14 protein-coding genes are annotated in these 13,038 nt (G+C 62.2%); 7 read left to right on the forward strand and 7 right to left on the reverse strand.

Features of this window, described 5'->3' with window-relative positions; translation table 11 throughout:
• Positions 1 to 4: 4 nt before the first annotated feature.
• Entirely contained in the window at positions 5 to 637 is a 633-nt protein-coding gene (locus tag ACFOEV_RS15935; protein WP_386775704.1) for a phosphoribosyltransferase, read from the reverse strand.
• 189 nt (positions 638 to 826) lie between these two features.
• On the opposite strand from ACFOEV_RS15935, the gene apbC reads away from it, so the two are divergent.
• From apbC to ACFOEV_RS15950, 3 genes are all read left to right on the forward strand, one after another.
• The gene (gene apbC, locus ACFOEV_RS15940; protein ID WP_386776319.1) at positions 827 to 1,627 is read left to right on the forward strand and encodes an iron-sulfur cluster carrier protein ApbC; all 801 of its coding nucleotides are present in this window, start codon (positions 827 to 829) and stop codon (positions 1,625 to 1,627) included.
• Positions 1,628 to 1,710: 83 nt separating this feature from the next.
• Positions 1,711 to 2,277 carry a dCTP deaminase gene (gene dcd / locus ACFOEV_RS15945; RefSeq protein WP_386775706.1) on the forward strand — a complete coding sequence of 189 codons (567 nt, stop codon included), beginning with the start codon at positions 1,711 to 1,713 and terminating at the stop codon, positions 2,275 to 2,277.
• Between the two features lie 190 nt (positions 2,278 to 2,467).
• Entirely contained in the window at positions 2,468 to 4,396 is a 1,929-nt protein-coding gene (locus tag ACFOEV_RS15950; protein ID WP_386775708.1) for an autotransporter domain-containing protein, read from the forward strand.
• A gap of 52 nt (positions 4,397 to 4,448) precedes the next feature.
• Here the strand turns inward: ACFOEV_RS15950 and purN are convergent, their stop codons facing one another.
• Positions 4,449 to 5,186 carry a phosphoribosylglycinamide formyltransferase gene (gene purN / locus ACFOEV_RS15955; RefSeq protein WP_386775710.1) on the reverse strand — a complete coding sequence of 246 codons (738 nt, stop codon included), beginning with the start codon at positions 5,184 to 5,186 and terminating at the stop codon, positions 4,449 to 4,451.
• On the reverse strand, positions 5,183 to 6,274 hold the full coding sequence (gene purM / locus ACFOEV_RS15960) for a phosphoribosylformylglycinamidine cyclo-ligase (protein WP_386775712.1): 1,092 nt from the start codon (positions 6,272 to 6,274) through the stop codon (positions 5,183 to 5,185). The genes purN and purM overlap by 4 nt, the downstream gene beginning before the upstream one ends.
• A 144-nt stretch (positions 6,275 to 6,418) precedes the next feature.
• Here purM and ACFOEV_RS15965 point away from each other — a divergent pair, with 144 nt between their 5' ends.
• Positions 6,419 to 7,495, forward strand: a complete 1,077-nt coding sequence (locus ACFOEV_RS15965) for an AI-2E family transporter (protein WP_386775715.1) — start codon at positions 6,419 to 6,421, stop codon at positions 7,493 to 7,495.
• Positions 7,492 to 8,193, forward strand: a complete 702-nt coding sequence (gene hda, locus ACFOEV_RS15970; protein ID WP_386775717.1) for a DnaA regulatory inactivator Hda — start codon at positions 7,492 to 7,494, stop codon at positions 8,191 to 8,193. The genes ACFOEV_RS15965 and hda overlap by 4 nt, the downstream gene beginning before the upstream one ends.
• Before the next feature lie 15 nt (positions 8,194 to 8,208).
• Here hda and ehuB read toward each other — a convergent pair whose 3' ends face one another.
• The 4 genes from ehuB to ACFOEV_RS15990 form a co-directional block, all read right to left on the reverse strand.
• On the reverse strand, positions 8,209 to 9,078 hold the full coding sequence (gene ehuB, locus ACFOEV_RS15975) for an ectoine/hydroxyectoine ABC transporter substrate-binding protein EhuB (protein WP_386775718.1): 870 nt from the start codon (positions 9,076 to 9,078) through the stop codon (positions 8,209 to 8,211).
• 101 nt (positions 9,079 to 9,179) lie between these two features.
• Positions 9,180 to 9,605 carry a secondary thiamine-phosphate synthase enzyme YjbQ gene (locus ACFOEV_RS15980; protein WP_386775720.1) on the reverse strand — a complete coding sequence of 142 codons (426 nt, stop codon included), beginning with the start codon at positions 9,603 to 9,605 and terminating at the stop codon, positions 9,180 to 9,182.
• A 63-nt stretch (positions 9,606 to 9,668) separates the two neighbouring features.
• The gene (locus tag ACFOEV_RS15985) at positions 9,669 to 10,235 is read right to left on the reverse strand and encodes a carboxypeptidase-like regulatory domain-containing protein (protein ID WP_386775722.1); all 567 of its coding nucleotides are present in this window, start codon (positions 10,233 to 10,235) and stop codon (positions 9,669 to 9,671) included.
• A 52-nt stretch (positions 10,236 to 10,287) separates the two neighbouring features.
• On the reverse strand, positions 10,288 to 10,872 hold the full coding sequence (locus tag ACFOEV_RS15990) for an NnrU family protein (protein ID WP_386775724.1): 585 nt from the start codon (positions 10,870 to 10,872) through the stop codon (positions 10,288 to 10,290).
• Between the two features lie 372 nt (positions 10,873 to 11,244).
• Between ACFOEV_RS15990 and fnr the strand changes: the two genes are divergently transcribed.
• Positions 11,245 to 12,000 carry a fumarate/nitrate reduction transcriptional regulator Fnr gene (gene fnr / locus ACFOEV_RS15995; RefSeq protein WP_386775726.1) on the forward strand — a complete coding sequence of 252 codons (756 nt, stop codon included), beginning with the start codon at positions 11,245 to 11,247 and terminating at the stop codon, positions 11,998 to 12,000.
• A gap of 305 nt (positions 12,001 to 12,305) precedes the next feature.
• The gene (locus ACFOEV_RS16000) at positions 12,306 to 12,992 is read left to right on the forward strand and encodes a helix-turn-helix domain-containing protein (RefSeq protein ID WP_386775728.1); all 687 of its coding nucleotides are present in this window, start codon (positions 12,306 to 12,308) and stop codon (positions 12,990 to 12,992) included.
• The last annotated feature ends 46 nt before the right edge of the window (positions 12,993 to 13,038 follow it).

The raw sequence follows: 13,038 nt of genomic DNA on the forward strand, positions 1-13,038 counted from the left end.
CCCACTAGGCAGTTCCCAGCAGCTCTTTCACCTCGTCATCGCTGGTCTGACCGAAGTGCTGATACCACTGTCCCACCGAGCCGAAACCGGGTGGCTGCATCAAACACACGACTTCATCGGCGTAACGTTTCATGTCATCGGCGCTATCGGGGGGCGAGACGGGAACGGCGACAGTGATGCGTGCCGGCGATTGCTCGCGTAGTGCCTGAACGGCGGCTTGCATGGTAGCTCCGGTGGCCAGGCCATCGTCGACCACGATCACGGTACGGTCCTGGATGCGTGGTTTCGGGCGATCGCCGCGATAGGACGCTTCGCGGCGCTTGAGCTCCGTTGTCTCGTCGCGCACGATGTCCTCGATCTCGTCCTCGGGAATACGCAGCGAGCTAACCATGTCATCGTGCAATACGCGCACGCCATTACCGGCGATAGCGCCCATCGCGAGCTCCGGCTGCCAGGGGACGCCCAGCTTGCGCACCACCAGCACATCGAGTTCGGCATCTAGCGCCTGGGCCACTTCCCAGGCCACCGGTACACCGCCCCGAGGCAGAGCGAGTACCAGCAGGTCGGGTGTCTGGCGATAGGATGACAACGCCTCGGCCAGACGTTTCCCGGCATCATGGCGGTCCTTGAACGACATGGGTATCAACGGGTTCCAGGGAATTTTCTTCAGCTTAGGCCAGGGACGACGGCTTGGGCAAAGTTGAGCGTCGCACTTGGTTATCGGCCGCGGCGGCGGGTTATACTGCAGGCAAGCAAGGCATCGGGTAGCCTGTCGGGCATGACGGGCTGCGGGTGCCCATGAAGTCCGAGACAGGAGTGAACCGTGATCGAAGGTGTGAAGCATATTGTCGCCGTGGCGTCCGGCAAGGGTGGCGTTGGCAAGTCTACCGTGACCGTCAACCTGGCCCTGGCGATGGCCGCCGAAGGGTATCGGGTAGGCCTCCTGGATGCCGACATCTATGGTCCCAGTCAGGCGCAGATGCTGGGCATCGGCGAGGGCGTGCGCCCACAGCAGGCAGGGGAGAACCAGTTCAAACCGCTCGAGGCCCATGGCATTCAGGCCATGTCGATGGCGTTCATGGTCGATGTGACCGAGCCCATGGTGTGGCGTGGGCCCATGGTGTCCGGTGCCTTCCAGCAGCTTCTCAACCAGACCGCCTGGGATGACGTGGACTATCTGTTCATCGACATGCCGCCGGGCACCGGTGATATCCAGCTGACCCTGGCACAGAAAGTGCCGGTGTCGGGGGCCGTGATCGTCACCACGCCCCAGGACATCGCGCTGCTGGATGCTCGCAAGGGCATCGAGATGTTCCGCAAGGTCAATGTGCCGGTGCTGGGAGTGGTCGAGAACATGAGCCTGCACGTATGCTCGAACTGCGGCCATAGCGAGCCGATCTTCGGCGAGGGGGGAGGCGAACGTATTGCCAACCAGTACCAGACCAAGCTGTTGGGGCAACTTCCCCTGACCATGGCGATTCGCGAGCAGGCCGATGGGGGCCGGCCGACGGTGATCTCCGAACCGGATGGCGAGGTGGCCAGGACCTTCCGGGCCGTGGCTCGGTCGGTGACCGAGGGCGTCGAGAGCCAGGGGGACGAAGGGCCGACCATCTCATTCGACGAGTGACGTGGTGCTTTTCGCCGTGCAGAAGGGCCGTTATGATAACGGCCCTTATTTCGTCAATTCCCCGCCGTATTCAAGGACGCCCCATGAGCATCAAAGCCGACAAATGGATTCGCCGCATGGCGGAAAGCCAGGGCATGATCGAGCCCTTCGAGGTCGACCAGGTTCGGTACGTGGAGGGCGAGCGGGTCATCTCCTACGGGACGTCCAGCTACGGCTACGACGTGCGCTGTTCCGACGAGTTCAAGGTTTTCACCAATATCCACTCGGCGGTGGTCGACCCCAAGAGCTTCGACGAGAAGAGCTTCGTCGATATCAAGAGCGACGTCTGCGTGATCCCGCCCAACTCCTTCGCCCTGGCGCGCACCGTGGAGTATTTCCGTATTCCGCGTAATGTGTTGACCATCTGCCTGGGCAAGTCGACCTACGCGCGTTGCGGCATCATCGTCAATGTCACGCCGCTGGAGCCGGAGTGGGAAGGGCATGTGACCCTGGAGTTTTCCAACACCACCAACCTGCCGGCCAAGATCTACGCCAACGAGGGCGTGGCGCAGATGCTGTTCCTGGAATCCGACGAGGTCTGCGAGATCTCCTACAAGGACCGCGGCGGCAAGTACATGGGCCAGCGTGGGGTGACGCTGCCCAGAACCTGAATCCTCCTCTCTCCGGCCGAGCCATCATGGCTCGGCCGTGCTTGTGGTCGCAGCGCGGCCAGCCGGGGGAAGTGTCGTCATCTTTGTGTGGCGAATAGCCGGTGTTCTTCTACGCTGGAAATGACATGGCGCAGCGTGTCACAGCCATGGGTGTTCTTCCCGCTTGAGGCACCGTGCCATGATCTTGCCAATGCATTTCCGCACAGCACTCGCCGATAGCCGCTGGCGACTGGGAGGCCGGCGCCTGTTTAGCGTACTCGTTGGGTTGGCACTGTTTCCCGGCATGGCTTCTGCCTATTCGCAACTGATCGTGTTCGGTGACAGCCTGAGCGACTCGGGTCAATTTCCCGATGTCGAGAGTATCGCCTTGGGCGAGATTGGTAGCTTGCGCTTCACCAACCGGCTAGGGCCAAGCTATCAGGCTCCTTCGCCCTTTGGCGAGGTGAGCACCCAACGCCTGGCCGATGCGCTGGGACTGGCGCCATTGCTACCTTCCACTTCGATCGTACGCGGACAGTTGGGCCTTCCCGATGGTACCAACTATGCAACCGGGGACTATACGACCTCGCAGATACTGGGCTCGATCACTCAACCGGGTGGCTCGGTGGTCGACGCCGATCCGGTATCGCGCACGCGGGACGGTTATCTGGTCGAGGTAGGGACAGCCGACCCCGAGGCGCTGTACTACCTCAATGGGGGCGGTAACGATTTCCTCGATGGCCTGGTGACTGGCCCTGCTGAGGCAGCGGCAAGCGCAGGGACGTTGGCCGATGGCATCGATGCGTTGGTGGCGGCAGGCGCACGGACGATCGTGGTCTCGAATTTGCCGGACGTGGGAGCGACGCCGGCCGGGTTAGGGAGTGGGCAGCGAGACGCCTTCTCGACCTTGGTCCAGGTATATAACCAGGCGTTGGGCGAGCGCCTGACACGTTACGACGGCCAGGTGGATATCATTCGCCTGAACGTCGGCGCGCTGTTCGACGAGGTAGTGGCGGCACCGGCAGACTTCGGTTTGGCTACGGGCGTGCCGCTGACCGATGTCTGTTTCAGTGCTCCCGGCTGCGATGTCACGCCCTTCGGCCTGGCTTCGAACAATCCCGACCCCAGCAAGCTGCTCTTCAATGATGGGGTACACCCGACCACGGCAGGGCACCAGATCCTGGCCGATTACGTCTTCACGCTGCTCGAGGCCCCGCGCACCTTGGCGCTGGTCGACGAACTGACGGTCGGTGCCTTGAATGCTCAACAGCGGTCTATCGCCAGCGAATTGCGCCCGGGCGTGCAGAGTGAGAGCGTGCGTGTGTACGTTCACGGTGACCATCATGGCGACCAGCGCGACGGCTTTAGCGATAATGGCTTTAGCGAAGCGGGAAGTCGCGAAGCGTCGCAAAGCGGGGCCGGGGTGGGTGTGGTGGTGCCGGTCGGGCAAGGCTGGCTGGGGGCGGCGGTCACTCAGCGCCGTGCCGAGTTGGAGGCGCCGGCGGAGTTCGAGCTCGATGGCCAGGCGTTCAGCCTGTTTGTCCGCCAGCATCTGGGACCCGTGGGCGTGCAGGCCATCGCCAGTGGCGGCGATTTCGAGCTCGATCTGCGCCGCCATGTGACGCTGGGGCAGGCCGAGCGCACGCTGAAGGGCGAGACGGAGGCCGAGGGATGGGCCGCCGAGCTGCGTGCCGATTACCGGCTGACGTCGAGCGACTCGACTTGGTACACCGCCCCGTTCATCGCCTATCGCCATATTGACGCCGAGATCGATGGCTACCGTGAAGCGGGCTCGGTGGCCAATGCGTTGATCGTCTCGGATCGGGACGTCGAAGACCGCCAGTTGGAGGTGGGCCTGATGATGGATCGTTCACTGGCGGGCAGTTTCGGTGTCTTCGGCGAGTTTGCCTGGGGCGAGTATCTGGATGATGAGCGGGAGGGTGCCGAGGTGAGGCTGGCCTCCCTGCCGACCAACCGTTGGTCGGGTGAAGCTACCGAACGGGAGGATGACCATTACCTGCGCTTCGATACGGGGTTGCGCATTCCGTTGGGCAATGCCGTGCTGCAGGCTGGCGCGGGCGTGCAGGGCTGGGACTCGCTGAACCCCCATTTTCAACTGGGGGCTGGCTTCACCTTCTGACTTTTCACCCTGGCCGAGTGGCGGCCCCACTAACGGGGTGGCATCGGCGTGCTCATTCATCGTCCTCGTCCAGCTCTTCGGCGGCGTCGGCATGCGACAGGCGCAGGCCCTGGGGCGGCAGCGGTGTGCCGTCAAGCGTCGGGCCATTGACGCCGAGCTGCAGGCGGCCCTCGAGGAACCAGCGCACGGCGATGGGGTAGATCAGGTGCTCGCGGGCATGCACCTTATCCTTGAGGCTTTCCTCGGTATCGTCTTCGGTGATGTCCACCGCGGCCTGGATCACGACGGGGCCACCATCGAGCTCTTCGGTGACGAAGTGCACGCTGGCGCCATGCTCCCTGGCGCCGTCGGCCAGGACCCGGGCATGGGTGTTCAGACCCCGATAAGCCGGCAGCAACGAAGGATGGATATTCAGCAGACGGCCGTAGAAGCGTTGCACGAAGATCGGCGTGAGCATGCGCATGAAACCAGCCAGCACGATCAGGTCCGGCTCGTGGCGCTCGATGACCTTGATCAGGGCACCATCGAAGGCCTCGCGGCTTTCGTACTCGCGGTGTGGCAGAGCCACGGCGTTGATGCCGGCATCGCGTGCGCGCTTGAGTCCATAGGCGTCGGCCTGGTTGGAGACCACGGCAATGATCTCGCCGCCCAGCTCGTCATAGGACTGGGCATCGATCAGTGCCTGCAGGTTGCTGCCGTTACCGGAAATCAGCACCACGACGCGGCGTGGTTCGGTGCTTTCCGGGGTGAAACCGTTGAGGGTGTCGCTAGTGTACTGGTCATCGCTCATGCGTCGAGATTCTCCAGGCGGACCTGTTCTTCCGCTCCGTTACGCGTGACGATATCACCCAGGCGGTAGACGCTCTCGCCCTGCTGCTCGAGATGGGCCTTGGCGGCATCGGCGGCGTCGGCGGGCACCACGACGACCATGCCGATACCACAGTTGAGGACACGATGCATTTCATGCTCGGCCACGTTGCCCTGTGCCTGGAGCCAGTCGAACACCGCCGGACGTGGCCAGGCATGCGTATCGATACGCGCGGTGAGTGTCTCCGGCAATACCCGCGGGATATTTTCCAGTAAGCCGCCACCGGTAATATGTGACAGGGCGTGCACCGCAACGCCGCTTTCCTTGAGCAGCGACAGCAGCGACTTGACGTAGATGCGTGTCGGAGCGAGCAGGGCGTCACGCAGTGTCACACCGTCGAGTTCGGTGTCGAGATCGGCATGGCTGATCTCGAGAATCTTGCGGATCAGCGAATAGCCGTTGGAATGCGGGCCGGAGGAGGCCAGCCCAAGCAGGGTATCGCCCTCGGCCACCTTGCTGCCGTCGAGAATCTCGGACTTCTCGACCACGCCGACACAGAAGCCGGCCAGGTCGTAATCGCCACCCTCGTACATGCCGGGCATTTCCGCGGTCTCGCCGCCAACCAGGGCGCAACCGGACTGGGCACACCCCTCGCCGATACCGGTCACCACGTCGGCGGCGATGTCCACATCGAGCTTACCCGTGGCATAGTAGTCGAGGAAGAACAGCGGCTCGGCACCGGCCACCACCAGATCGTTGACGCACATGGCGACCAGGTCGATGCCGATGGTGTCGTGCTTGTCGAGATCCATGGCCAGGCGCAGCTTGGTACCCACACCGTCGGTACCGGATACCAGGACCGGTTCGTGGTAGCCGGTGGGTAACTGGCACAGGGCGCCGAAACCGCCCAGGGTGCCCATCACTTCGGGGCGAGCGGTACGCTTGGCGACACCCTTGATGCGTTCCACCAACGCATTGCCGGCATCGATATCCACGCCGGCATCCTTGTAACTGAGCGATGGTTGTGGCGTGGACGAAGAAGGGGAGGAATCGGACGTGCTGCGGGTCATGACGAGTCCTGTCGAAAGCGGCAAGGAATGAGGAAATCGAGAGCGCCAATTGTAGCACCCCCGAACGAGGCTCGCATCGCTGTCACATGAGCAATGAATCGGTCATCGGAATGCGGCGCACGGTATGAAGCAAAAGGAGATGTGATGCGCAGACAGTGGTGGATAGTGGCCGGATTGGCGGGCCTGGTATGGCTGTTGATCAGCCTCCAGCCGATCCTGACCCCGTTCTTCGTCAGTATGGTGCTGGCCTATCTCGGCGATCCCCTGGCCGATCGGCTGGAGGCCTGGGGACTGTCCCGGCGCCTGTCGGTGTCGGTGGTGTTCCTGTTGTTGTTCATGCTGCTGGTGTTGGTCCTGCTGCTACTGGTGCCGACCCTGGGGCGCCAATTGGGCCAACTGGTGGAGTCCCTGCCGGCGGTGCTCGGTTGGCTGCAGGATTCGGTGGTGCCGCGGATCCAGGCGCTGACCGGCATGGATCTGAGCACCGACTTCGATCAGATGCGCCAGGCCCTGATGGCCAACTGGAAGGAAACCGGGACCTTTGCCGCCACACTGCTGGCCCAGGTGTCGCGCTCGGGACTGGTACTTGCAGCCTGGGCGGGCAATCTGGCGTTGATTCCCGTGGTGACCTTCTACCTGTTGCTCGATTGGGACCGCCTGACCGCTAATTTGCGGGCTTCGCTACCACGTCAGTGGGAGCCCACCGTGCGGCATCTCGCCGTGGAATGCGACGAGGTACTGGCAGCCTTCCTACGCGGCCAACTGATCGTGATGCTGTGCCTGGGGGTGATCTATGCCGTCGGCCTGACGCTGCTCGGGGTACGCTTCGGCGTATTGATCGGGTTGCTCGCCGGCTTGGCGAGCATCGTGCCCTACCTGGGCGTGATCGTGGGCATTTCGGTGGCCGCCCTGGTCGCCTTCTTCCAGTTCGGCGAGATCCTCCCGCTGCTGGGCGTGATCGCCGTCTTCGCTTTCGGGCAACTCGTCGAGAGCACGGTGCTGCAGCCCAAGCTGTTGGGTGACAAGATCGGCTTGCATCCGGTGGCGGTGATCTTTGCCGTGCTGGCGGGTGGCAACCTGTTCGGCTTCACCGGGGTCTTGCTGGCGTTGCCGGTGGCAGCGGTGATCATGGTATTATTGCGTGAGCTCAACGACCGCTATAAAAACAGCACCTTATACGATGCTGCTCACAATGGCAGCCAAGACGAGGAGTCCCAATGAGTCCCGGGCCTGCGCAGCTTCCGCTCGGCGTGGGCTTGCGCGACGATGCGACCTTCGCCAATTATCTGTCCAGTGGCAATGCCACCCTGGTGGACAGGTTGCGTGCCCAACTCGATGAAGCTGGCGAGCCGTTCCTGTTCCTGTGGGGTGGCGAGGGCGTCGGTCGCAGCCATCTGCTGCAGGCGGCTTGCCACGAGGCCAGCGATCGCGACAAGCGCGCCCTCTACCTGCCGTTGGAGGAACTCGGCCACTTTCCACCGCATATGCTCGAGGACATCGAGCGCCTGGACCTGCTGGCCATCGACGACCTTGACCGTGTCCTGGGCCGCAAGCGTTGGGAAGAAGCGCTGTTCCACTGCTTCAACCGGCTGCGTGACGCCGGCAAACGCCTGGTGATCGCGGCGGGGGCTTCCCCCCGTCAACTGGATATCGGGCTGCCCGATCTGGCGTCACGATTGACCTGGGGCATGACCTTCCATGTCAAACCGCTCGACGATGATGGGCGGGTCGAGGCGCTCAAGTTGCGGGCACGCGTCCGCGGCATGCAACTCCCCGACGAAGTCGCCCGTTATATCCTCCATCGCGGTCCGCGGCGGCTGGGCGAGCTGTTCGAGGCACTCGAGACCCTGGATCGTGCCTCGCTCTCCGCCCAGCGCAAGCTGACCATTCCCTTCGTCAAGCAGGCACTGAACTGGTAGCGACGTCTCGCGAGTTCATTCGCTGCAGAGTTGTTCGGTGGTGTACTTGAATGAACTCAGGATGTCGTCCTTGGTGAAGCCGTACTGTGTCAGGGTCTGTTCCCAGGCTTCGGTGTTCTTGTAAGCGAGAAGCTGCTGATTGAAGGCATCACGCAGGGACTCGGAATCCTGGGCGAAGGTGAAGCCTCCCCAACTGCGCACTTCTTCGCCATTGAGGATGGGGTCGACGAAATTGAGCGCGACCTCTACCTGCGGGTCCTGCTTTTCCAGTTCGGAGACCGTCAGGCCCGTGCCCGCATAGGCATCGGCACGTCCATTGGTGATCGCCTCGATGGCTTCCGCATTCTCCTCGATGACCACCAGTTGCGAGTCGGGAACTCCCAGTGCTTGAAGTATCTCGCGCTGGTCGGCCCCCCCGAGGATCGCGACCTTGATATCGTCACGCTCGGCGAAATCGCTGTAGGCATGAATCTCCTCGGGGTTGCCGGCGGCTACCAGGAGCCCCTCGCCATAGGAGGTATTCGGCTCGGAGTAGATCACTCGTTGGCAGCGAGCGGGGAGAATGGCCATCTCTGCGGCGACCATATCGAAGCGATCTTCCTCCAACCCGGGAATCAGGTCACTGAACGCGGTCGATGTCCATTCGATCGTGTCGATGCCCAATTCCTCGAGAATCGGTTTGGCGACATCGGGGCCCGCCCCTGCGGCATCGCCGTCCTCGTCCAGGTAGCCATAGGGAACTTCGTTGGCGACCGCAATGCGGATACTGCCCTGGTTCTGGACTTCCTCCAAGGTCGCAGCATGGACGACGGCACAGGATAAGCCGGAAAATAACGCGGAGGCAGTCAGTGCCGCCATCATCCGCTTCTTGGTGTTGTATCGCATCGCCTGAAATCTCCCTTGCCATGATGGGCCTGGCCCGTGTCGATTTCTCTCATGGCCTAAACATAGGTGGCTAGACAAGAGGTTGCCAACACGTTGCCGACTCAGCGTGGCTCTCCATTCAGCGTGGCGATCAGCTTGCGTTCGCCACCATGGTCGCGATGCTCTCCTAGCCAGATACCCTGCCAGGTGCCGAGCACCAAGCGTCCCTCGCTTACTGCCAGCGTCAACTGGGTGCCAAACAGGCTGGCTCCGACGTGGGCTGGCATATCGTCCGGCCCTTCCAGGGTATGGCGGAAATAGGGCAGGTCGCCGGGGACCAGGTGACGAATGAAGGCCTCCATGTCATGGCGTACATCCGGGTCGGCATTCTCGTTCAGGGTCAGCGATGCCGAGGTATGCAGAAGCTGCAGGTGCAACAGCCCTACCTTCAGTTCGTTCAGGCGTGGCAAGGCCTCGATGACTTCGGTCGTGACCAGGTGAAATCCTCGCGAACGTGGTGTCAAGTGTATGGTTCGTTGATCCCACATCGTCGAGCGGCCTCCTGAAATGGCTGGATGAGGTTCAGTGTCGGGACTCGTCGATCGCATCGTTCAACGACTCAGCGTCACGCGTGCGGTCTGACCGGTACCGACGTGTACCTGATGGATGATGATGGGGCTACGCTGGCTGGTGCCCGGAAGACTGACGCTGCCTGCGACATAATAATCTCCGGCCGGCAAGCCGTTGACCGTGAAGTGTCCCTGACTGTCGGTACGCGCCTGACGGGTGAATGCCTGCGCTCTTGGGTCGGCGGGCTCGACGGCCCGGCCGGCCAGCGCCACTTCCGCGGCTTCGGCCGAATAGGTGGTCACCGGTGCGACCGAGATGGTTTCGTTGGCTCCATAGATCCGGTCGCCGCTGCGTGTCGTGAAGTACAGACGTCCGCTGATCGTCGCGTTGCCATGCTTGGACAACGCCGCGTATTCCTGTTCCGGGAAGGGCACTTGCCTGGCGACGCGTCCCGCTGGTGGAGAGGGGCGGGTGCCTGGCCCGGCAGCACGTTCGGTGTTCCGGTCGATGATCTCGATCCGCCGAGATGTCGAATCCACCCCGGGGCCCATGACTTGGCAGCCGGCAACCATGACCCCGATTACCATCAAGGCTAGCCACTTGTGCATGTTCGTTTCCTTCCTTACGTCCTTCTGGAGCATTCTATCCCTCCCTTTTTCCTTACCCTAGTGCCGGTACGCTGGTGATCCACACATGCAGGTGGAAAGCGAACAGAAAATAAAAAGCCAGGCCTACCACCACGGCAATCACGTCGCCACGAAACCGAGCCACCACGGGCCCCTTGCCGGCGGCTCGGTTTCGCTGGCGCGCGGCGCGAAATGCGACGATCGACCAGATCAGGAAGGCCCCGAAGAACAGGATCTCTCCGAAGTGACCATTGACCAGCAGATGGCTCAGCGCCCACAGCATGACGCTGAGCAGCATGGGGTGGCCCAGGGTACTGCGAATATGGTTGGCCGGACTGTAAGTGGCGACCAGCAGGATGAAGGCAGGGATCATCAGCAAGGCCACCACGTGCTGGGTCCACATCGGCGGGACCCAGATCACGATGGGGTCAGGGCTCATGCGCATTGCGCCGAAGCCCCAGATGGCCAGCGTCAGTCCGACAATGGAAACCAGTGAGTAGGCAATTCTCCAGGTGCGCTCACCGAAGCGTTCGATTTGTTCGCGACGCCAATCATCGGCAAAGACACGCACGGAGTGCATTCCCAGAAACAGCAGCAGGCCGAGAAGCATTACCGTCATGGTAGAGAAATCCTTTTGAGTCGGCCGATGGCAGGGGCGCCCGGCAGAGCAATTCTAGCCTATTACGAATGCCCTCACTGTGCCTTCGTCATGCCTTCTGCCACCTCCTCAGTCTGTCCTTTGACAACGGTGTCGCTTGCGTATGCGCCACCGCCTCGTAGGCGCCGGTGCTATCACCCCGGCGTGACTTCAACGTTGCGAATATCCGCAATATGCCGGCATCACCGCCATGACGAACCTCAAGCCGGGTAGGGATGCCACCAAAGGACCAGGTTTCCAGCTGGCGGACATGGCGGATCTCAGTTCGCGATTGCCCCGGGATTCTTTCATATTGAAGGAGGTGCCTCTAAGCTTATTTTGGGAGGTGTGACTATGACGAATCCCAGCAACGTAGTGAGCTTTGCCAGCCAGCACGGTGTGGATTGCCGGTCCTGTCACTTGAGTTCCCTGTGCTTGCCGCGGGGGCTGCCTCTGGAAGATATCGCTGAGCTCAACGGCATCGCCCAACCGCTTGCCCCAGTGAGGAAGCGCGAGGCCCTGTTTCTACAGGGCATGCCATTCACCAGCCTGTTTGCGGTACGCTCCGGGAGCCTCAAGCAGGTCACCACGACCGAAACCGACGAATACCTGGTCACCACCTTCTTCCTGCCGGGCGAACTGGCCGGCCTCGATGCCATCGCCGAGGGAAGCTATCCGGGCAGTGCCGTGGCCCTGGAGACCACGACGGTGTGTGAATTGCCTTTCGAGCAACTCGACGCTCTGTGCATGCGCGTGCCGGAGCTAAGGCAACGTGTCTATCGCAACCTGAGCCAGGATGTGCATAACGAGCGCCTGATGTTGCGCCTGTTGCTGCGCAGGACCGCCGACGTGCGGCTGGCCTGCTTCTTCGTTGCCATGTCGGCCCGTTTTCGGCGGCGCGGCTACTCGCCCTATCGCTTCCAGCTAGCGATGTCGCGCGGCGACATTGGCAACTACCTGGGCCTGACGATGGAAACCGTGAGCCGGACGCTGGCGCGTTATCAGCAGCAAAGACTGCTCGACATTCGCGGTCGTGACTTCCATATCCTCGATCTGGAGGCGCTTACCCGTTTTGCCGAGGAAAGCGGCCGGCGCGGGGTGAACGGTTGAATGCCGACCAATCCCCAGGCACCCGCCAAGGTGCCTGGCGGTGCCGCTTGCCACATGGCTGAGGACGGCGATTCCGGCCATGAACGGCATCAACTTTCGTGGCGGATGCCGCATAATGTCCCTCCGTTTCGGTCGTTATCCAGAATCAGGATGATAACCGTCAAGTTGCGAGACGAAAGGTGCTCACAAAATGCCACATTTGAGGCATGGTATAGGGCGTCTATGGGGCTCTCCCGCAGCGGGTGCCGCGTTGCGCGCCGCGAGGGCCTAAGCAAACCGTTCTTGGAGTTGAAGTATTTGCCAATATGAGCTGCTTGTGCCTGCCCATGGGGCTGCCTCTGGAGGACATTCCTGAACTCCACGATACCCACACGTTCACGCTGCTAAGGAAGGGCGAAGCGTTGTTCAGGCAGGGAATGCCGTTTACTGGTTTATTTCTGGTGCGCTCCGGCAGCCTCAAGCAGGTGTCGACGACCAGTACCGACGAGTCCCTGGTCACGGCCTACGCGATGGCCGGGGACTTGGTGGGGCTCGATGCCATCGGGCAGAGTCTCTATCCTGGTACTGCTATGGCGCTGGAAACCACCACCGTTAGCGTGTTGCCGCAAGAGCGACTCAGCGAACTCGGGGCGCAGCTGCCCGCGTTGCGTCAGCAGTTGTGCCGCAACCTGAGTCAGGAGGTGCACAACGAGCGCCTGATGTTGCGCCTGTTGCTGCGCAGAACCGCCGAGGCGCGTCTAGCGTATTTCCTTGTCGCCGTGTCGGCGCGTTTTCAGCGCCGCGGTTACTCGGCCTCGCGGTTTCGGTTGGCGCTATCGCGCAGCGACATCGGCAGCTACCTGGGGCTGACGGTGGAGACCGTCAGCCGCACCTTGGCACGCTTCCACAAGCAGGGGTTGCTCAAGGCCAACGGGCGCGACTTCCATATCCTCGACCTGGAGACGCTTTCCCGGGTTGCCGGGGCCAGCGGGCGGCGAGGAATGGGTGGTTGAGCACTGGCAACTCCCACCAGGCATTCGCCAAAGGTGCCTGGTGGGA

Source organism: Litchfieldella rifensis (assembly GCF_042646605.1).
Taxonomy (GTDB): Bacteria; Pseudomonadota; Gammaproteobacteria; order Pseudomonadales; family Halomonadaceae; genus Litchfieldella; species Litchfieldella rifensis.